The organism is Streptococcus sp. ACS2 (assembly GCF_000525585.1).
GTDB lineage: Bacteria > Bacillota > Bacilli > Lactobacillales > Streptococcaceae > Streptococcus.
Genome location: NZ_JALT01000019.1, coordinates 126,474 through 146,265, shown reverse-complemented (window position 1 = coordinate 146,265; position 19,792 = coordinate 126,474). Strand labels below are relative to the sequence as shown.

General features: G+C 37.3%; 16 protein-coding genes, 3 tRNA genes and 1 other annotated feature. Of the genes, 7 read left to right on the top strand and 12 right to left on the bottom strand.

What is annotated here, in order from left to right; genetic code table 11:
- Nucleotides 1-4: 4 nt before the first annotated feature.
- From ychF to HMPREF1517_RS03725, 6 genes are all read right to left on the bottom strand, one after another.
- Complete coding sequence (ychF, locus tag HMPREF1517_RS03750) at nucleotides 5-1,120, bottom strand: redox-regulated ATPase YchF (protein WP_002883967.1); 1,116 nt, start codon at nucleotides 1,118-1,120, stop codon at nucleotides 5-7.
- Between the two features lie 209 nt (nucleotides 1,121-1,329).
- Nucleotides 1,330-1,521, bottom strand: coding sequence for a DUF951 domain-containing protein (locus tag HMPREF1517_RS03745; RefSeq protein ID WP_037599384.1), 192 nt, complete (start codon nucleotides 1,519-1,521; stop codon nucleotides 1,330-1,332).
- A 51-nt stretch (nucleotides 1,522-1,572) separates the two neighbouring features.
- A complete protein-coding gene (gene dnaN, locus HMPREF1517_RS03740) occupies nucleotides 1,573-2,709 on the bottom strand; it encodes a DNA polymerase III subunit beta (protein ID WP_037599383.1) in 1,137 nt (378 codons plus the stop codon).
- A gap of 155 nt (nucleotides 2,710-2,864) precedes the next feature.
- Nucleotides 2,865-4,229, bottom strand: coding sequence for a chromosomal replication initiator protein DnaA (gene dnaA / locus HMPREF1517_RS03735; RefSeq protein ID WP_037599382.1), 1,365 nt, complete (start codon nucleotides 4,227-4,229; stop codon nucleotides 2,865-2,867).
- A gap of 240 nt (nucleotides 4,230-4,469) precedes the next feature.
- Nucleotides 4,470-5,237 (bottom strand): ParB/RepB/Spo0J family partition protein, encoded by a 768-nt coding sequence (locus tag HMPREF1517_RS03730; protein WP_037599381.1) that lies wholly within the window; start codon nucleotides 5,235-5,237, stop codon nucleotides 4,470-4,472.
- A gap of 65 nt (nucleotides 5,238-5,302) precedes the next feature.
- The gene (locus HMPREF1517_RS03725) at nucleotides 5,303-6,538 is read right to left on the bottom strand and encodes a S1C family serine protease (protein ID WP_002892211.1); all 1,236 of its coding nucleotides are present in this window, start codon (nucleotides 6,536-6,538) and stop codon (nucleotides 5,303-5,305) included.
- 205 nt (nucleotides 6,539-6,743) lie between these two features.
- Between HMPREF1517_RS03725 and rlmH the strand changes: the two genes are divergently transcribed.
- Nucleotides 6,744-7,223 (top strand): 23S rRNA (pseudouridine(1915)-N(3))-methyltransferase RlmH, encoded by a 480-nt coding sequence (rlmH, locus tag HMPREF1517_RS03720; RefSeq protein ID WP_037598563.1) that lies wholly within the window; start codon nucleotides 6,744-6,746, stop codon nucleotides 7,221-7,223.
- A 16-nt stretch (nucleotides 7,224-7,239) separates the two neighbouring features.
- Nucleotides 7,240-7,923 carry a YoaK family protein gene (locus HMPREF1517_RS03715; RefSeq protein ID WP_002892206.1) on the top strand — a complete coding sequence of 228 codons (684 nt, stop codon included), beginning with the start codon at nucleotides 7,240-7,242 and terminating at the stop codon, nucleotides 7,921-7,923.
- Nucleotides 7,924-7,948: 25 nt separating this feature from the next.
- Here the strand turns inward: HMPREF1517_RS03715 and HMPREF1517_RS03710 are convergent.
- Nucleotides 7,949-8,022, bottom strand: a tRNA-Arg gene (locus tag HMPREF1517_RS03710).
- 186 nt (nucleotides 8,023-8,208) lie between these two features.
- Here HMPREF1517_RS03710 and HMPREF1517_RS03705 point away from each other — a divergent pair.
- A tRNA-Glu gene (locus HMPREF1517_RS03705) sits at nucleotides 8,209-8,280 on the top strand.
- 22 nt (nucleotides 8,281-8,302) lie between these two features.
- A tRNA-Asn gene (locus HMPREF1517_RS03700) sits at nucleotides 8,303-8,376 on the top strand.
- Nucleotides 8,377-8,472: 96 nt separating this feature from the next.
- Here HMPREF1517_RS03700 and HMPREF1517_RS03695 read toward each other — a convergent pair.
- The 3 genes from HMPREF1517_RS03695 to HMPREF1517_RS03685 all read right to left on the bottom strand — a co-directional run bounded on the left by HMPREF1517_RS03695 (nucleotide 8,473) and on the right by HMPREF1517_RS03685 (nucleotide 13,678).
- Nucleotides 8,473-11,067 (bottom strand): YfhO family protein, encoded by a 2,595-nt coding sequence (locus HMPREF1517_RS03695; RefSeq protein ID WP_037599380.1) that lies wholly within the window; start codon nucleotides 11,065-11,067, stop codon nucleotides 8,473-8,475.
- Between the two features lie 49 nt (nucleotides 11,068-11,116).
- Nucleotides 11,117-12,739 carry an ABC-F family ATP-binding cassette domain-containing protein gene (locus tag HMPREF1517_RS03690; RefSeq protein WP_037599378.1) on the bottom strand — a complete coding sequence of 541 codons (1,623 nt, stop codon included), beginning with the start codon at nucleotides 12,737-12,739 and terminating at the stop codon, nucleotides 11,117-11,119.
- Between the two features lie 66 nt (nucleotides 12,740-12,805).
- A complete protein-coding gene (locus HMPREF1517_RS03685) occupies nucleotides 12,806-13,678 on the bottom strand; it encodes a YitT family protein (protein ID WP_037599377.1) in 873 nt (290 codons plus the stop codon).
- Between the two features lie 144 nt (nucleotides 13,679-13,822).
- Nucleotides 13,823-14,062 (top strand) — a binding site (T-box leader).
- A gap of 45 nt (nucleotides 14,063-14,107) precedes the next feature.
- Between HMPREF1517_RS03685 and trpS the strand changes: the two genes are divergently transcribed.
- On the top strand, nucleotides 14,108-15,130 hold the full coding sequence (gene trpS, locus HMPREF1517_RS03680) for a tryptophan--tRNA ligase (protein ID WP_037599375.1): 1,023 nt from the start codon (nucleotides 14,108-14,110) through the stop codon (nucleotides 15,128-15,130).
- 178 nt (nucleotides 15,131-15,308) lie between these two features.
- Nucleotides 15,309-16,790 (top strand): IMP dehydrogenase, encoded by a 1,482-nt coding sequence (gene guaB / locus HMPREF1517_RS03675; RefSeq protein WP_021144763.1) that lies wholly within the window; start codon nucleotides 15,309-15,311, stop codon nucleotides 16,788-16,790.
- Nucleotides 16,791-16,983: 193 nt separating this feature from the next.
- Here the strand turns inward: guaB and recF are convergent, their stop codons facing one another.
- Both recF and yaaA read right to left on the bottom strand, forming a co-directional pair.
- Nucleotides 16,984-18,084 carry a DNA replication/repair protein RecF gene (gene recF / locus HMPREF1517_RS03670; RefSeq protein ID WP_037599373.1) on the bottom strand — a complete coding sequence of 367 codons (1,101 nt, stop codon included), beginning with the start codon at nucleotides 18,082-18,084 and terminating at the stop codon, nucleotides 16,984-16,986.
- A gap of 2 nt (nucleotides 18,085-18,086) precedes the next feature.
- Nucleotides 18,087-18,464, bottom strand: coding sequence for a S4 domain-containing protein YaaA (gene yaaA / locus HMPREF1517_RS03665; RefSeq protein ID WP_037599372.1), 378 nt, complete (start codon nucleotides 18,462-18,464; stop codon nucleotides 18,087-18,089).
- 77 nt (nucleotides 18,465-18,541) lie between these two features.
- Between yaaA and yfmF the strand changes: the two genes are divergently transcribed.
- Complete coding sequence (gene yfmF / locus HMPREF1517_RS03660) at nucleotides 18,542-19,792, top strand: EF-P 5-aminopentanol modification-associated protein YfmF (RefSeq protein WP_037599371.1); 1,251 nt, start codon at nucleotides 18,542-18,544, stop codon at nucleotides 19,790-19,792.

The window sequence follows — 19,792 nt, the reverse complement described above, 5'->3', positions numbered from 1 at the left end:
TTTTCTAAACGTTGAAACGGAATTCCATGATGTCGCCATCTTGGACAACGTATTCTTTTCCTTCTTCACGAAGGCGACCAGCTTCCTTAACAGCTTTCTCAGAACCATATTTAATGAGATCATCGTAAGACATGGTTACAGCACGGATAAAGCCTTTCTCGAAGTCAGAGTGGATAATTCCAGCTGCTTGTGGAGCCTTGATACCTCGTTTAAAGGTCCAAGCACGCACCTCTTTTTCACCAGCAGTGAAGTAAGTTCCAAGACCAAGCAAGTGATAGGCTGCGCGTGTCAGTTTATCAACTCCTGATTCTGTCAAACCAAGGTCTTCTAGGAACATCTCCTTATCTTCATCATCCAACTCAGAAATTTCTTCCTCAACACGTGCCGAGATAACAACTACTTCTGCATTTTCAGTCGCTGCAAACTCACGAATTTGCTTCACATAATCAATATCATCAGGATTTGCGACCTGATCTTCATCAACGTTAGCCACGTAAAGCACTGGTTTTGTTGTCAAGAGGAAGAGTCCCTTAACAATTTTTTGCTCTTCCTCAGTAAAATCAATCGTACGTGCAGACTTACCATCTTCTAGAACGGGTTTAATCTTTTGAAGAATGTTAAACTCTGCTACAGAATCTTTATCTTTTTGTGTACGCGCAATTTTTTCGACACGCGCATAACGTTTGTTAATTGATTCAAGGTCAGCCAAAATCAATTCTAGATTGATTGTATCAATATCAGCCATCGGATCTACAAAGGCATCCTCACGCCCTTGTTCACGCATAACGTTTTCATCATCGAAAGCACGAACCACATGGACAATCGCATCTACTTCACGAATGTTCGCCAAGAACTTATTTCCAAGACCTTCACCCTTTGATGCTCCTTTTACGATACCCGCAATATCTGTGAACTCAAATGTAGTTGGAACTGTCTTTTTAGGGGTAATAAGTTCAGTCAGTTTCGTCAAACGCTCATCTGGTACCTCAACCATACCGACGTTTGGATCAATTGTCGCGAAAGGATAGTTAGCAGCTTCCGCACCCGCTTTTGTAATTGCATTGAAAAGAGTTGATTTACCAACGTTTGGCAAACCGACGATACCTGCTGTTAAAGCCATTAATTTATTTCTCCATAAAAAAGTAATTCAGTTAATTATAACACAAAAATTGTTAAAAATAGGCAACTTCCCTTTGAGAATCATAAAAAGGAAAGCAAGGCAAAGAATGCTATAAAGAAGATGATTAGGGACTTTAGAAAGTCTTTATATTGCTAGTGAAGTAATTTTCTTAACATAAAACTCTCGTTATATAGTCTCTCCAACACCTGTTATAAAACCTTCTTAAGTTTCTTCTCGAAATCATGACGACTCATCATGACCACATGATCACAATTCGTACAACGAATCTTAATGTCAGCTCCAAGACGGATTACTTCCCATTCATTAGCTTTTTTTCCTGTTGCTTTGATAGTACAAGCATGTGGTTTTTTCATTTCAACTAAACTTCCAATTTGGTACATAAATTCCCTTTCTAGTAAAAAAGTTATCCACAGTGGATAACTTTTTCGATTTTAGTTTGTTCTTACAGGTGTAATCAATTGAATAAAATTCTCACTGTCATCTGCTGGCGTCAATGTAAATGGACGTACTGGTGAAATGAAACGTACACGGACAGTCTCACTCTTAAGAGCTTTCAAAGCATCTATTAGGTAGGTTGGATTGAAACTAATGACCAAATCACTACCTGAAACATCTTGCACGTCAATATCCTCATTCACCTTTCCGACTTCTGGCGAATTAACATGGGCACTGACACTACCATTAATGATTTCGAGTTTAACGGTACCACTTTGACTAGCATTAGAAATCAAATATGAACGTTCCATAGCAGAACGAAGGCTAGCAGTCTCAAAAACAACTTCTGTTTCAAATGAATCGGACAAGAGACGATTAGTGTCTGGATAATTTCCTTCAAGTAAACGTGTATAGAAAGAAATTGTTTCACTACGGAATAGAATTTGATTTATTGAGAAGAAGACCTCTAAGTTTTCAATATCATCGCTAAAGACTGCCGACAATTCTTTAAGTGAGCGACTTGGGATTACGACATCAAAGTTATCTGCAGAATGCTCCAGAACAAGTTGACGTTGACTCATTCGGTGAGAGTCAGTTGCTACAGCTTTGAGATCTTTATGATTTGAAAGAACAAAGTGAACTCCGGTTAAAATTGGACGACTTTCTTGAGTGCTTGCTGCAAATGAAGTTTCAGCAATGATAGATTTTAACACTTTTGTGTCCATGAGCAATGGTGTCAAGCTATCAACTTCCTGAATACGGGGATATTGTTCAACATCTTTCCCTTTTAAAGTAATCTCTGATTTACCACTCTTCAGTAAAACTTGGTATTGTTCGATTTCTTCAAAAGTAAGGGTAACATCAGGCAAGCTTGAGACAACATTAATGAAAAAGTTTGCTTCCAAAAGGATACTACCTGGCTGTGTAATTAATAGACCTGCATTTTCTTCCGAAACTGAGATACTATTTTCAATTGAGATTTGCCCATTTGATCCTGTCAAATAGATACCATCACTGGTAACTTCGATTTTAATCGTCGATAGAATTGGGATAGCATTTTTAGAAGAAATAGCACGGCGAGTCGTATGAAGTGCTTGTAAGAAATAAGCTTTATTAATCGCAAATTGAATCATGATGCTCCTTTATTTTTATTAGTATTATTTTAGTAGTAGTAGTAGGTCTTGTGGACACTGTGCATAAGTCTACAAAACATAGTTTTATCAAGGCTTTGAACTTGTGCACAGCCTGTGGAAAACTATGAATGATTTTTAATAGTTATCCACAAGTGTCATTTTATCTTGTTTTTGATGGTATCAATTTCAATGCGTAAACTGTCATCTTGGGCAATCATATTTTTGATTTTATTGTATGCATGTAAGACAGTTGAGTGGTCTCTTCCGCCAAATTCTTTTCCAATTTTTGGAAGGGAGTTATCAGTCATTTCACGCGCAAGATACATGGCTACCTGACGTGCCAAGACAATATTTTGTGTTCGTTTAGTTGCCTTAATCTCTTTTACAGTGACATTATAAAATTTCCCTACCTCAGTTTGGATATCCTCAATCGGAATAAGAGTTAACTTAGGACCATCCATTTTACGTGCGCGAATGGCTTCGGCAGCTACCTCAACTGTGATAGTATCTAACTGGCGAACATTGGCAACTAAGCTAATATCTTTTAAGGCCCCCTCCAAGTCACGGACATTTGAATCAAATTGGCCAGCTAAATACTCAATTGTTTCAGGAGGAAAATGATAATCATAGTCCATAATCTTATTAGTAAGAATGGCCACTCGCGTTTCAAAGTCAGGTGGTGTGATATTGACGGTTAACCCCCATTTAAAGCGCGTGACAAGACGCTCTTCCATCTCGTTCAATTGATCTGGATTACGGTCGCTGGTCAGGACAATTTGTTTATTATTATTGTGAAGGACATTGAAAGTATTGAAGAATTCCTCTTGAGTGGCTTGCGTTGATTTTTTAGCCAATGATTGAATATCGTCAATTAAGAGAACGTCCAGATGACGATATTTAAGTTTTAGTTCGTCCATTTTATCTAAACGGATATGTACAACAAATTCATTAATGAAATTCTCTGCAGTGATGTATTTAATGCGTGCTTGAGGATTATCATGTAAGACCTTGTTTCCAATGGCATTGAGCAAGTGAGTTTTCCCGAGACCAGGTCCTCCGTAAATAAATAGAGGGTTATAAGTAGCTCCTGGTGAATCAGCTACAGCTAAAGATGCAGCAACTGACCAACGATTTTCATCCCCTTGGATAAAATTATCAAAGGTATACTTACTATTTAAGTCTGAGTCCAATGTAGGAAGAGCAGGGGTCTGCTGTTCCTTTTTATTACCAAAGTCATTATTTGCTACAGTTGAATTTGCCTCGTTTATGAGTGCTTCGTCAAAGACGTACTCAACTTTTATTTCACTATTATAGGCTTCAAAACCAGCCATCAAAATGAAAGATTGCATATTCTTTTCCCAGAATAGCTTTTTGACTTCTTCAAGCAGAATTGTAGCAACGTTATTTTGAACTTTGATGAGCTTGGTATCTAGGACATAATAATCAAAAGTGGCTTGTGTTAGTTCCTCTTTGGCCAGCTCTAAGAGCTTATTCCAAAAAAAATGCTCTTTTTCGGTCATTCCATCAATTCTCCTTCTTTATTCTTGTTCTCTGATTCTATCATAAAACAAAAAAGTTTTCCACAGGTCAGAAGATAAAAGTTTTTCGAGTTATCCACAGCGAAAAAAAAAGACAATTCACATTGTGCACAAGAGTTATCCACAAGTTGTGAATAAAAAAAGAAACCCTCTAAAATAAAGGGAGGGCAACATTTTTATGATGTGGATAAGTTTGTTTCTTTTTTCTCATCAATTCACAGGTCAAATTAGCTTGTTGATAATTCTGTTAAAATCTTCCTCCGTCGAAAAGTGGATCTGAATAGTTCCAGAGTGATTTTTGTGATAACGAAGAGTAACGGGGAGACCAAGTGATTTTTCTAGTTCTTTTTCTTTATCTTTTAAGTGAATATCTTTTTTTGATTTTTGTTTTTTAGGAAGTTCTTGAAGTCTTTTTTCCAGAGTACGAACGGACCATTTTTCAGTAAGCACCTGATGATAGATAGTTAATTGCTTTTGGGTATCCTCAACAGATAAAAGCGCTCTAGCATGTCCTTGACTCAGTTTGCCATTTTCGATACTTGTCTGTATCTCTTTGGGAAGTTGGAGGAGTCTGAGAGCGTTACTGATATAGGGCCTGGATTTCCCCATAGCTTTTGCCAGTTCCTCGTGACTGTAAGCTAACTCATTAATTAAACTACGATAGGCCTTTGCTTCTTCAATAGGATTGAGATTCGAGCGTTGTAAATTTTCAATAATAGCTTGTTTACGACTCTCTTGATCTGAGACTTCCTTTACGACTGCAGGGATTTCTGTCATTCCCAGACGTTTACAGGCACGTAAACGTCTTTCCCCAGCAATTAGTTCATAACCAATAATGTCCGATTTTCGGACAATGATTGGCTGTATCAGTCCATTTTCAGCGATTGATTGGCTCAGTTCTGCTAATTCTTCATCAGAGAATTCTATACGAGGTTGAAAAGGATTTGGGTAGATTTCACTAATAGGTAAAGCTTTGAGTTGTTCTTGCATGTTATTCCTTTCCAAAAAAGACCTTTACATTATTGTAAAGGTCTTTTGACAGATTTGTCAATGACTTAGTCAGATAAGTCTTCTGTAGATTTTGTTAATTTAAGTTCTTCAGTTTTCTTCTCTTTACCACGATAGAAGGTTACCTTGATTGTATCTCCGATACTATGGCTGTAAAGATTGGTTTGAATATCAGTTTTTGAGCTGATTTCCTTACCGTCAATTTCAGTAATAACATCATTTTCTTGAAGTTTACCGTCAGCTGGCATACCTTTTTGAACGCTACCGACAACAACTCCAGATTTAACTTCATCTGGTAAATCTAATTTAGAAGTTGCACTGCTAGAAAGGCTATTAAGATCGGCCATTGAGATTCCTAGGGCTGGGCGTGTAACTTTACCGTCTTTTTCCAATTGATTAATGATTTCGACAACATCGTTTGATGGAATGGCGAATCCCATACCTTCAACGGCACTACCAGCGACTGCTGACGTTGATGAAATCTTACTTGAGTTAATACCGATAACTTGTCCTTCAATATTGACTAAGGCACCACCAGAGTTACCAGGGTTAATGGCAGCATCTGTTTGGATAGCATTTGTTGAGACAGTTTCACCATTGTCGTTTTGCATAGTTACGGTACGGCTAAGGCTAGATACGATTCCCTCTGTTACTGAGTTGGCGTATTCGGTACCAAGTGGGCTACCGATAGCAATTGCCTTTTCACCAACTGTGAGGGAGTTTGAATCTGCAAATTCTGCGACGGTTTTTATTTTATCTGAAGAAACTTTGACAACTGCTAGGTCAGAGTAAGTATCTTTACCAACGAGTTCACCAGTAATTTTTGATCCATCTGAAAGCATGATTTCAAGTTTTTTAGCACCATCAACAACGTGGTTGTTGGTTACGATGTAGGCCTCTTTCCCATCTTTTTTATAGATAACACCGGAACCTTCACCAGCGACTTGCAATCCATCAGAATCTTTTGATTTGTCTTGGCTAGAATCAGAACTATCATCTCCACCAAAAATACGACCATAAAGTTCATTTAGGGAATCTGAAGATGAGCCTTCTTGGTAATTGATGACAGAAACAACGGCATTTTGTACTTTCTTAACGGCCTTAGTTGTATCTGTTGTATTGTTGTATACGGTCTTAGCTGTTTTAACACCTGTATCTGTTGTATTGGTAAAAGATACCCCTGCTGCTGTTAATAGGATAAAGGCACCTAGTAGACCACCTAGTAAGCCAATAACAAGCATTGCAATTGGCGCTACTATTTTTTTCCAGTTAAATTTTTTCACGTTTAGTCCTCCTTTTTGATAAACATATCAAAGTAAGCTTAATTATATCATAAAGTGATTTTAAAAAACAGTTATCAACAGTCTGTGGATAAGTTTCAAAAAGTGTAGATAAAAAGCGATTTTATAAGGATAACTCTAGATGCTTGACACGAAAAAGGTGTGGATAAGGTGTTAAAAGATTGTGGATATGTGCTATAATAAGCCTATGAAAGTTAAATTGATTACCGTTGGAAAACTGAAAGAAAAATATTTGAAAGATGGCATTGCGGAGTATGTCAAACGACTAGGACGCTTCACAAAATTTGAATCTATAGAATTAACGGATGAAAAGACGCCAGATAATGCAAGTGAAGCTGAAAATAAAGCTATCCTAGACAAAGAAGGACAGCGTATCTTGGCTAAAGTAGGTGATCGTGATTATGTCATTGCCTTAGCTATTGAAGGAAAACAATTTCCCTCGGAACAATTTGCTAAAGAGTTAGAGCAAGTAACCCTTAGAGGCTATTCAGATATTACTTTTATTATAGGGGGCAGTTTGGGACTCTCTCCAACAGTAAAAAAGAGAGCTAATCGATTGATGAGTTTTGGTCTCTTAACATTCCCTCATCAGCTTATGCGCCTTGTATTAGTAGAACAAATTTATCGTGCATTCATGATTCAGCAGGGAAGTCCTTATCATAAGTAGAAAAAAGGAAACAGACATGTTCAGAATGAAAAAACGCTCCTATCGTGTTTTTGAAGGATTACGAGTAGCAACTCTAGTTAGTTATATAGGAGGCTTCATTGATGCCTATACTTACAATACTCAAGACGGTCGATTTGCAAGTATCCAGACAGGCAATCTCCTCTATTTGGTCATTCACCTTGTTGAGGGGCATATTGCAAGAGCTTTTAGCTATGTAATACCTATCTTTTTCTTTGTTTTAGGTCAGTTTTTTGTTTTTTTTGTTAAGAAGTGGCTCATTAACCATAAGTGGGGATGGCATTTGCAAGCGATTAGACTTGCCCTTCTCTTGATGACTATTCTTGCAATTATTACACCATACGTTGATTCTACTATTACGATTGCAGGCTTGGCATTCTTCGCCTCTCTTCAAGTAGGTATTTTTAAGCGAGTCAGAGGTGTAAATTATGCTTCCTTTATGATGACTGGTAATATTACTAATACTTCTTTAACCATTGCTAGGGCTATTGACGAGGGTGATGCCAAAGCGCTTAAACAAGCTTCTTATACAACTATTATCATCTTTACATTCATGGTAGGAGTCGCAGCCTCAACTTGGTTTGCTCAATATTTACATGAATACAGCCTATATACGACTTTGCTTCCCTTGTTTGTTTTAAATTATTTCTTATTTATTGAGGCAAAAGAAAAACGCAACTAGAGATTCTAGAATGCGTTTTTTTATCTGATCCCAGCAGGATTCGAACCTGCGACCGTTCGCTTAGAAGGCGAATGCTCTATCCAGCTGAGCTATGGGACCAATAACTCTATTAGTTTACAAAATATATAGCAACATGTCAATACTTTGTAAAAGCAAGATAAAAACTAACGTAAAATTCGAATAAATTTAGCAAAATTTAATATTTTTTTTGAAAAAAAGTATAGACAAAATCGAATACTCTGATATAATAATAAGAGTATTAATGAGATAAAAATCTCAGAACTTGGTCCGTTGGTCAAGGGGTTAAGACACCGCCTTTTCACGGCGGTAACACGGGTTCGAATCCCGTACGGACTATTTTTGCTACTTAGCAGTTTTATCCGCCATAGCTCAGTTGGTAGTAGCGCATGACTGTTAATCATGATGTCGTAGGTTCGAGTCCTACTGGCGGAGTGATAAGACACCTCAAGTTGTATAGCTTGAGTTTTTTTGTACCCAAAGTTAAATAGGTCTGGAACACTTGTTCCAGACCTATTTAATTTAAGATAATCAGCTTTTTTGAATAATAGTTGTTTTTCTGATGAAGTAAGCGTAGCAACAAAATATGATACTTGCCAATAGACTAATCAATGAACCTGTCTTAAGTCCATAGGGAATAAAGGTTAGAACAACTTTTCCTTTTCCACTAGGGACATCGACTTTCATGAACCCCTTTTGGGCTCGTTGAATCTTAACTTTTTTATGATTTACGGTCGCTGTCCATCCCTTATCATATGGAATGGTAAAGAATAGTGAGGCATTCGTTTTACTGCTATAATCAACGAACACTTTATTTTTTGACGTAGTAACCTTGCTATCACGTTCATTAATAGTATCCATAGCTATCTGATAGTTTTGAGTATCAAGGGCATAAAAACTAGGATTATCAAAGGATATTGCTTTATTGCCAGGGAAACTAAGTTTGATGGTAACCATTGATTCTGTTTCAAAGTAGCCAAGGTCAAAGAAATCAAAGGTATTATCAGTAACTTGATTCTTTGTCATACCGTTTACAGTAATTGACAGAGAGTGGTTATTGTCATCAGACCAAGAAATATTAGGAATACTAACATGGAGTTGACTATGTGGTGGAGCAATAACTTGATAGGTGATTGTTACAAAATCTTTATTCGAGTTGCTAACGTTTTTAGCCACGCGCTGATTCAAAGATCTAGCATCCTTATCAAACAGTTGAGATGGAGCTCGTTTAAAATAGGTTAAGTTAAGTCCAGAGAGAGTATTCAGCAAGCTAGTTTGATTGTCAAGCGTATTGACAGTGAAGTCAATATTATTGTAAATGCCATCAGTTAAGATAGCAAGCTGACTTGCATTATTATTTTGATAAAGTCCTATTGTTTTCTCAGAAGTTACGTGATTAAAACCATACTTATTAAGGTCAAAGTTCGATAAATTATATTTTATTCCGAAGAGACTATCAGCGATAATGGTGTTATTTTGGTAACGTAGGTTTAAATTAGTCCCTTCAGATTTGAAGCCTAACCTATCGAGTGTTGAGCTTGAAGCGGTATTTCGAATGGATGAAAACTGAGAAATACCATTATAATTGAATTTCATACTGTCGTTACCAGTTTGAGCCTCTAACCTTTCAGTACGGTAAAAAGTTTTATTTGCTTGCTTAGTTTTTGAAACTAGTTTTGTAATGGCAGACATATTTCGCAGATAGCCTTCACGAGTTGGGAATACCCACTCATTTCCAAGAGCTCCAACAACATAGTAAGTACTTAATGTAAGCTCAAAAATGCAGAATAAGAAGGTGAAACAGCGAAAAACACTCCCAGGAATTTGCTGTCTAAAATAGCTAGTAAATAGAATAGCATAGGCTAGGAGAAATGCTAGACTTAATAGCCAGGAGACTGATTCAATAAAGATATAGTGAGATTGGAAAATCCAAGTTAGTAAGTAAGCGGTACTCAATCCTAAGAAAGATAGGAGGAGTCTTTTAAAAGAAAACTTTCTAATTCGGTTGAGTGTTTCTCCTGCCAAAAGAACAATTAGGAGAGATAGTAGCCAAGAATAGCGATGGAGAAACATGTTGGGTGCATGCATTCCTTGCCAAAACAAATCAAGAGGCTGTAAGTAGAAACTAGCGATAAAGAAAGCTACTAGTAAGAGATAACCTAGACGTAATGATAGCTGGATTTCCCTACTAATAAAGAAAAGTAGAAAAAGAATCAAAGGTAAGATTCCCACATAAATCATAGGGATTGATCCGAATTTAGTAGTATCGTAAACTCCAACGAGATTTTTCGCAAAGAAGTCAAAATAATAGGTGGACTCTGTCAACAAACTTGACGCACCTGTAAACTTTTCACCATGTGTTGTCAAGTCAAGTAGCGTTGGCAGCAGCATGACAGCACTACTTAAACCAGCTAGTATAGAGACAATTCCAAAGTCTATGAAATGAAGAATCTTACTCTTCCACCCCTTGATAGTTATCAATTGTACTATGGTGTAAAGGGTTAGGAAAATAGCCATCATATATCCAAAATAGTAGTTTTGGATAAAAAGGCAGGTTAGACTAAAAAAGTATAAGCCCCGTCTATTGAATCTTAGTAAGAGGTGTAAACCTAATATAATTAGAGGTGCTAGAATAAAGGCATCTAGCCAGGTGTTAATTTCTAACTGACTGGTAGCAAAGCTCATCAAAGCAAATCCTGTAGAAAGACATAGGATGAAACTTCTTGACACTTTTGTAAAGAGACGCTTAAAGCTAAAAGCTCCTGAGAGCCCAATAAGACCGAACTTAAGCAGTGTTATATAATAAAAAGCATCGGCCATTTGGTTGACAGTAAAGAAATAGTAAAGTGGAGACAAGAAGGAACCTAAGTAATAGCTGGTTAGAGCATAGAAATTAAGACCTAGCCCACTTGTAAAGGTGTAAAAGAGGCTTCCATCTCCATGAAGTATATTCCTAAGTCCAGTTGCAAAAATCACATACTGATGAAAACCATCACTTGTTAAAATAGTCCGCTCACTACCAGGATAGATTTTTTGGCTATACAGCACACCTATCATGATTAGTACTGGCAAGAAAAAGGCAGCCAGATAAAATAATAAAGTCGTATGGTATTTTTTATTTGTCATAATGATACTAAGACAGGTTGGGATATCCCAACCTGCATCTTTTTATAGTTTAATCAGCCCATAGTGCTTTGACTTTAGCTTGCACTTCTTCATTTTCAAGGAATTCATCATAAGTTTCATCAATACGGTCAATAACCCCATTTTTAGAAACGACTACGATGTGGTTCGCTATTGTTTGGATAAATTCATGGTCATGACTGGCAAAGATAACAGACTCTTTGAAGTCACGGACACCATCATTCAGACTTGAGATTGATTCCAAATCCAAGTGATTAGTAGGATCATCTAGAAGAAGGACGTTAGATTTCAAAAGCATGAGCTTAGAAAGCATGACACGTACCTTTTCTCCCCCTGAGAGAACACTAACAGATTTATTAACCTCATCTCCTGAGAAGAGCATACGTCCAAGGAATCCACGCAAGAAGGTATCATCATCTTCACCTTTTTCGGCAAATTGACGGAGCCATTCGAGAATTGATTCACCGGATGCAAAGTCTTTAGAATTATCTTTTGGAAGGTAAGAGCGGCTAGTAGTAACACCCCATTTGATTGTACCTTCGTAGTCAATATCATCGGCAAGAGCACGAATTAATGCAGTTGTTTGAATATCGTTTTGACCAATGATGGCAGTCTTATCTCCTGGACGCAAGATAAAACTAATGTTGTCAAGAATAGTCTCACCATCCATCTTAACAGTAAGATTTTCAACTGTTAGAAGGTCATTACCGATTTCACGCTCTGCTTTGAAATTGATGAATGGGTATTTACGACTTGATGGGACGATTTCTTCTAATTCAATTTTATCAAGCATTTTCTTACGAGAAGTTGCTTGTTTAGATTTTGAAGCGTTGGCAGAGAAACGTGCAACGAATTCTTGAAGTTCTTTGATTTTTTCTTCTGCTTTTGCATTACGGTCAGCCTGCAAGCGTGCAGCCAATTCTGAAGATTGTTTCCAGAAGTCATAGTTACCGACATAGAGTTTGATTTTACCAAAGTCAAGGTCGGCCATATGCGTACACACCTTATTCAAGAAGTGACGGTCATGGGATACGACAATGACCGTATTTTCAAAATCAATCAAGAAATCTTCAAGCCATGAGATTGACTGGATATCAAGACCGTTGGTAGGTTCGTCAAGAAGAAGTACATCAGGTTTACCAAAAAGCGCTTTTGCAAGGAGGACTTTCACCTTGTCACCATTAGCTAATTCGCTCATATTTTGATAGTGAAGGTCTTCTGAAATATTTAGATTCTGGAGTAATTGTGAGGCTTCGCTTTCAGCTTCCCAACCACCTAATTCAGCAAATAGACCTTCTAATTCAGCAGCACGGACACCATCTTCATCTGAAAAATCTTCCTTCATGTAGATGGCATCTTTTTCTTTCATAATATCGTAGAGGCGTTCATTCCCCATGATAACAACATCAATGACGCGTTCATCTTCATAGTCAAAGTGGTTCTGACGAAGAACAGAAAGACGCTCATCAGGACCAAGAGAGATATATCCTGTTGTTGGTTCGATATCACCAGCTAAAATTTTCAAAAAAGTAGATTTACCAGCACCATTGGCACCGATAAGACCGTAAGTATTACCTGGCGTGAAGGCAATATTAACATCATCAAAAAGTTTACGATCGCTAAAACGAAGCGATACATCCGATACAGTAAGCATATAATATCCTTTATTTTTATTCTTAACTACTATTTTACGAGAAATTAGACTTTATTTCAATCGATTTTATAAGGGATTAATAAAGTCATTTGGAACTTTTTGGTAATCTTTTTGGAGGCTAAATCCACGTCCCATAACTGTAGAAGCAGGAACAATGACGATAAAGGCAGTTTCATCTATTTTTTGGATTTCTTCTTGAACTTTCGGAACCTCATGAGTTGACAAGGTAGTCATAATCATATTTTGTGCATGTCCAGTATGTCCACCAAGAACTGGAATTTTTGTTGCTCCTCGATCAGCCACTCTAGTGATGTAGTTTAGGATTTGTTCACTATTTTGCGAAATGATTAGAAGATTTCGTGATGAGTTGAGTCCGACCATCATTTTATCAATTGTAAGAGAAACAACTCCAAGTGAGAGAATGGAGTACATAACAGTATCAGGTGGAAAGGCAATAGCACTGATTGCGACAATGATTCCATCAACAATAAGTAGTACCATTCCTAGTGGGAGTGGCGTATACTTGTGGAGAATTTGTGTGATAATTCCAGTTCCCCCAGTTGAGGAATTTCCATAAAAGACTATTCCTAGTCCTAACCCTAATACAATCCCACCAAAAATAGCAGCCAACAAAGGTTGTTTGGTGAGTGTAGGTAAGCCCTCGGTTAATTTAATAAAAGTTGGGAAGATAAGAGATCCATAGAAGGTTTTTAGGAGAACTTCGCGACCAAGAAAGCACCAACATAAAATTAACAAAGGGATGGTGGTTGCTAAGACGAAGTTAGCATTGTTCCAACCAAAAAGGGCGTTTAAACTAATGGCTAGCCCTCCGACACCACCCGAGGCAATATTATTCTTAACTAAAAGTGAGTTATAGCCAACCGAAGCTATAAAAGAACCGATTGTAACTAAAAGTATATCTATTATTCGACGTTTCATATATTATCTCCTAGAAATGATATTCTTATTATCAAGTCTTTTTAAGTTTCCGTCAAGTATTGACTATTTTGGTTGTATCTAAGGTTGTGTTTCACGTGAAACTAGAAACATAATCTTGACAAGAATAGATAAAACAATGTAGAATAATAGTCATCAGAAGAGTAATTCTTTCCTTTTTTATAGAGAGCTGGTGGTTGCTGAAAACCAGTATGAAGGTGGAATGAATGGGCTGAAGAGAATTGACGGTTAACGTGAACACATAAACGTTAGGTTTGGCACCCCTTATCGTGCAACTTCTTTGTTGAGAAGGTTTGAGATGATAGCTTCAGAAAGAGTTATCAACTGAGGTGGTACCGCGTATCAAAAGTGATTAACGCCCTCACGCATGTTTTTGCGTGGGGATTTTTTTTGTATTAGAGAGGTAATTATATGACGAAACCTATTATTTTGACGGGAGACCGTCCAACAGGGAAACTTCATCTAGGACACTATGTTGGTAGTTTAAAAAATCGTGTCCTTTTACAAAACGAAGATAAATATAACATGTTTGTCTTTTTGGCTGATCAGCAAGCCCTTACGGATCACGCCAAAGAGTCAGAGATTATCAAAGAATCAATTGGGAATGTTGCTTTAGATTATCTCTCTGTAGGTTTGGATCCAACGAAGTCGACTATTTTCATTCAAAGTCAGATTCCTGAGTTGGCTGAGTTGACTATGTATTACATGAACCTAGTTTCATTGGCACGTTTAGAGCGTAACCCGACAGTTAAGACGGAAATTGCTCAAAAAGGCTTCGGAGAATCTATTCCAACAGGCTTTCTAGTTTATCCAATTTCTCAGGCAGCTGATATCACGGCCTTTAAAGCAAATTATGTTCCTGTAGGTAATGACCAAAAGCCAATGATTGAGCAGACACGTGAAATTGCACGTAGCTTCAATCATACTTATCATTGTGATATTTTGGTTGAGCCAGAGGGAATCTACCCTAAAAATGAAGCTGCAGGACGCCTTCCAGGTCTAGACGGAAATGCTAAGATGTCAAAATCCTTGGGTAATGGTATCTTCCTTTCAGATGATGAGGACACTGTTCGTAAAAAAGTCATGAGCATGTATACGGATCCAAATCATATTCGTGTGGAAGATCCAGGCCAAATTGAAGGTAATATGGTTTTCCATTATCTTGATATCTTTGGTCGCGAAGAGGATGCTACTACAATTGCTGAAATGAAAGAACATTATCAACGAGGTGGTTTAGGAGATGTGAAGACAAAACGTTATCTTCTAGAAATCTTAGAACGTGAGTTGGCTCCAATTCGTGAACGTCGTTTAGAATATGCCAAGGATATGGGAGAAGTTTTCCGTATGCTTGAAAAAGGTAGTCAAGCAGCGCGTGAAGTTGCTGGACAAACATTGGCGGAAGTAAAAGAAGCGATGGGAATTAAGTATTTCTAAGAAATAAAAAGTAGGGACTCAAGATAATCTGGAGCCCTATTTTTATTTGGAAAAAGGTTTTCTTAGAATCTTATGCGAAATCTGTTGACAAATCATTTTAGCATGATATGATATTAACAATTAAAAAATAGGCTGGGGTTTTTGTACCTCAAAACTTTGAGAAAAGAGGACGATTATAATGTCAAATTGGGACACTAAATTCTTGAAAAAAGGTTACACTTTTGATGACGTATTGCTTATTCCTGCGGAAAGTCATGTTCTACCAAACAACGTCAACTTGAAGACGAAATTGGCTAAAAATTTGACATTAAATATCCCAATTATCACTGCAGCCATGGATACGGTCACAGATAGTAAGATGGCTATCTCAATTGCTCGTGCAGGTGGTTTGGGTGTCATTCACAAAAACATGTCTATTGCGGAACAAGCTGAAGAAGTTCGAAAAGTAAAGCGCTCTGAAAATGGTGTCATCATTGATCCATTCTTCCTAACGCCTGAAAATAAAGTTGCTGAAGCTGAAGAGTTGATGCAGCGTTACCGTATCTCAGGGGTTCCAATTGTTGAGACACTTGAAAATCGTAAATTGGTTGGTATTATCACAAACCGTGATATGCGTTTTATCTCTAATTACGATACTCCAATTTCAGAACACATGACTTCTGAGAAATTGGTCACTGCTCCAGTTGAAACAGATCTTGAAACAGCTGAAAGTATTCTTCATGAGCATCGTATTGAAAAGCTACCTCTAGTTGATGAAGAAGGTCGTTTATCAGGACTTATTACTATTAAGGATATCGAAAAAGTTATTGAGTTTCCTAATGCAGCTAAGGATGAGTTCGGTCGTCTTTTGGTAGCAGGTGCTGTAGGTGTTACTTCTGATACCTTTGAACGTGCAGAAGCTCTTTTTGAAGCAGGCGCAGATGCTATTGTCATTGATACTGCACATGGTCATTCAGCAGGCGTTCTTCGTAAAATTGCTGAAATTCGTGCCCACTTCCCAGACCGTACTTTGATTGCAGGAAATATCGCAACAGCTGAAGGTGCGCGTGCACTTTATGAAGCAGGTGTCGATGTTGTTAAAGTAGGTATCGGACCAGGTTCTATTTGCACAACACGTGTGGTTGCGGGTGTAGGTGTTCCTCAAGTCACTGCTATTTACGATGCAGCTAGTGTTGCGCGTGAATACGGAAAAACAATCATTGCTGATGGCGGTATCAAATACTCAGGTGATATTGTAAAAGCTCTTGCAGCAGGTGGTAATGCTGTAATGCTTGGTTCTATGTTTGCTGGTACTGATGAAGCACCAGGTGAAACTGAGATTTTCCAAGGTCGTAAATACAAATCTTACCGTGGTATGGGATCAATTGCAGCGATGAAGAAGGGATCAAGCGATCGTTACTTCCAAGGTGCAGTTAATGAAGCGAATAAACTTGTTCCAGAAGGAATTGAAGGCCGTGTAGCTTATAAGGGTTCTGCTGCTGATATCGTATTCCAATTGATTGGCGGTATCCGTGCAGGTATGGGTTATACAGGTGCAGAAGATATCCAGGCTTTACATGACAAAGCTCAGTTTGTTGAAATGTCAGGTGCAGGACTTATTGAAAGTCACCCTCACGATGTTCAAATTACAAACGAGGCGCCTAACTACTCAGCTCATTAAAAAAACATAAAAGTACTTACTTCAGGTAAGTACTTTTTCTTTACATTGGTTTTTACATTGGTTTTTACAGTGGGTTTACAATATATTTACACAAACAAAATTGTCAATAAAGGGTTTGGGTGAGTTTTTGTTTACACTTTTTTAACATCACTTGTCATATATGTAAAGCACAGAAAACAGAAAAACAAGTCGCTTAATCGACTTGTTTTTCACAAATAATACCATTCTTGACTAAGAAGGTCTTTAAATCGGGTGGTAGGTTACTCAGATGATCAAGTGAAGTTGTCGTCATGAAGGTTTGAACCTCTTCGTCAATACTTTCTAACAGTTTGAGTTGACGGTGATTGTCAAGCTCACTCATGACATCATCGAGGAGAAGAATTGGAAATTCACCTGTTACTTTTTTTATCAGAGCAATCTCAGCCATTTTTAAAGAAAGAATGAGACTACGTTGTTGCCCCTGACTGCCGAAAGATGCGTTCATGTCATTAATGTAAAATGTTAAATCATCCCTATGTGGACCAACACCAGTGTTCTTTTTGAAGATATCCCTTTTGCGATTTTGCTTTAACGTGGTTAAAAATGATTCACGAATAACTTTGTTATTCCCGAATGGGATATTAGATTCGTAGGAGATTTTAAGGCGTTCTATCTGATTTGAGAGATTACTATGATGTCTATCTGCCTCTTCCTCTAATTGCTTGATAAATTCTAGTCTATGTTCGATAACGCGTGCTCCAAAATCGGAAAGCTGTTCATCTAACACGGAGAGAAAATTAATGTCTACATTGTCAGTAGATTTGAGATAGGCATTACGTTGCTTGAGTACATGATTATAACTTGATAGGTCTGAAAGGTAAACAGGCTTAATCTGTCCTAAATCAATATCTATAAATTTACGTCTTAGGCTTGGAGATCCCTTTACAAGTTGTAAATCCTCAGGAGCAAAGAGTACCACTGTCATGTGACCGATATAATCGGATAATTTAGCTTGTTTGAGGTGGTTGACCTTTGTTATGCGGCCTTTATTAGATAAACTGATTTCCAGAGGTAGCTTTCCACTATGACGATGCACGATGCCGTTCAGTTTGAGAGTATTTTGCTGAAATTGAATCAGTTCCTTATCTGAACGGGTCCGATGACTACGTGTCAATGCTAGAAAATAGATGGCCTCAAGAATATTTGTTTTTCCTTGAGCATTGCGACCAAGAAAAATATTGAGATGAGGTGAGAAGCTCACAGAGGCTTCAGTATAATTTCTAAAGTGTTGAATATCAATATTTTCGAGCCACATAGTTAGGTTCCTGGGAAACGAACGGGTTTTCGTTTAGTTTTATTGCCTTCTTTTGACGGATGTGCCTTTTGTTTCTTTTTATTATCCTGATTCATTTTTTTTACAATGGCAGCAACACGTGCTTTTTCAGCGACTTCTTTTTGATGCTCTTCAATTTCATTTGTTGTAGGAGCTACAATCGTTATTTCAAGTTTCTCAGACGGAATGGTAATAACATCTCCATAACGAAGTTTTTTTCCACGACGTTTTTCATCTTCACCATTGAATAAAACGGTATTGTTAGCTAAAAAACCTTTAATAGCTCCGCCACTATGAATGATACTTAATTCTTTTAAAAGTGCCTGCAGTGTGATGTATTCATCAAATAATTTATATTCCATAGTACCTCAACTTTCTCTTGAGATAAGATAGCATAAAAATGGTATAATTGGAAGCATAAACTTTTTAGAGGTTATCAATGAAAATTGCTGATGGTGTCTATGTACACTTCATTCCAACACAAAAATATAAAACTAATCGTATTGTTTTTCGAATGACAGGTTCTTTGAATAAACAAACAATTGCTAAACGAGCTCTGGTTTCACAAATGTTGGCTACAGCCAATCAGACGTATCCAACAGTACAGTCTTTTAAAGAGAGATTAGCTTCTCTTTATGGAACACAGTTGTCAACTAGAGTGTTAACTAAAGGGTTGACACATAGTGTTGACATAGAGTTGACATACCTGAAGGATGCCTTTATCCCTACGAATAATGGATTATTTTGGGAAGTTCTAGGATTTTTGAAAGAGTGTCTTTACAAGCCACTATCAAGAGTAGCTCAATACCAAAATAGAGTATTTGATATAGAGAAACAAAATTTAAAGACCTACCTTGATGTTGACACAGAGAATAATTACTATTACAGTGAAGTTAAAGGAAGAGAGCTTTATTTTGTAAATGAGGGCTTGAAAGTTCCCAAATATGGTCAAGCAGAACTTGTTGAAGCCGAGACTTCGTTTACAGCTTATCAAGAATTTCAAAGTATGTTGACAAGAGATCGTATTGATATCTTTATGGTTGGAGAATTTGATGATTATCAAGTACTCCAAGGTTTACATCGTTTTCCTTTGGAGGGACGTCAAGTTGATTTACAGTTTAGCTATAGTCAACCTTATGTCAATGTGGTGAAAGAAAAGATAGAACCTAGACAGAGTAGTCAATCTATTTTACAATTAGGGTACCAATTTTCATGTCAATATGGAGATAAAGATTACTTTGCTTTAATTGTATTCAATGCCATGTTTGGTGAATTTGCCCACTCTGCTTTATTTACAACGCTTCGAGAAAAGGAAGGATTGGCTTATTCAATTAGTAGTCAATTTGATGTCTTTACAGGTTTACTAGAAGTTTACGCTGGAATTGAAAAATCTAATAGAAATCAGGCTATGCGAGGAATTAGTAGAGAATTGAATTACATTAAATTAGGACGTTTTTCAAGTTCTCTCCTGAATCAAACCAAAAAAATCATACGAATGAATGGCCTACTCTCTGAAGATCATGCCTTAACATTGGTGGAACAACGTTTTAATAAGGTGATTTTTGGCGATAAAAGTCTTTCATTAGAGAATTGGTTAGATGAGATTGAGAAGGTTACTAAAAAAGATGTTTGCCGTGTAGCGCGTCAAGTTAAGCTACAGAGTTTGTTCTTTTTAGAAGGAGTGTCTTAG

Bases quoted from the DNA above. Each gene is read 5' to 3' on its own strand.
- yaaA (WP_037599372.1), bottom strand. From the start codon at position 18,464: ATGGAATATAAATTATTTGATGAATACATCACACTGCAGGCACTTTTA.
- HMPREF1517_RS03685 (WP_037599377.1), bottom strand. From the start codon at position 13,678: ATGAAACGTCGAATAATAGATATACTTTTAGTTACAATCGGTTCTTTT.
- HMPREF1517_RS03715 (WP_002892206.1), top strand. From the start codon at position 7,240: ATGTTCAGAATGAAAAAACGCTCCTATCGTGTTTTTGAAGGATTACGA.
- yfmF (WP_037599371.1), top strand. From the start codon at position 18,542: ATGAAAATTGCTGATGGTGTCTATGTACACTTCATTCCAACACAAAAA.
- HMPREF1517_RS03690 (WP_037599378.1), bottom strand. From the start codon at position 12,739: ATGCTTACTGTATCGGATGTATCGCTTCGTTTTAGCGATCGTAAACTT.
- HMPREF1517_RS03695 (WP_037599380.1), bottom strand. From the start codon at position 11,067: ATGACAAATAAAAAATACCATACGACTTTATTATTTTATCTGGCTGCC.
- rlmH (WP_037598563.1), top strand. From the start codon at position 6,744: ATGAAAGTTAAATTGATTACCGTTGGAAAACTGAAAGAAAAATATTTG.
- HMPREF1517_RS03745 (WP_037599384.1), bottom strand. From the start codon at position 1,521: ATGTACCAAATTGGAAGTTTAGTTGAAATGAAAAAACCACATGCTTGT.
- dnaN (WP_037599383.1), bottom strand. From the start codon at position 2,709: ATGATTCAATTTGCGATTAATAAAGCTTATTTCTTACAAGCACTTCAT.
- recF (WP_037599373.1), bottom strand. From the start codon at position 18,084: ATGTGGCTCGAAAATATTGATATTCAACACTTTAGAAATTATACTGAA.
- trpS (WP_037599375.1), top strand. From the start codon at position 14,108: ATGACGAAACCTATTATTTTGACGGGAGACCGTCCAACAGGGAAACTT.
- HMPREF1517_RS03730 (WP_037599381.1), bottom strand. From the start codon at position 5,237: ATGCAAGAACAACTCAAAGCTTTACCTATTAGTGAAATCTACCCAAAT.
- guaB (WP_021144763.1), top strand. From the start codon at position 15,309: ATGTCAAATTGGGACACTAAATTCTTGAAAAAAGGTTACACTTTTGAT.
- ychF (WP_002883967.1), bottom strand. From the start codon at position 1,120: ATGGCTTTAACAGCAGGTATCGTCGGTTTGCCAAACGTTGGTAAATCA.
- dnaA (WP_037599382.1), bottom strand. From the start codon at position 4,229: ATGACCGAAAAAGAGCATTTTTTTTGGAATAAGCTCTTAGAGCTGGCC.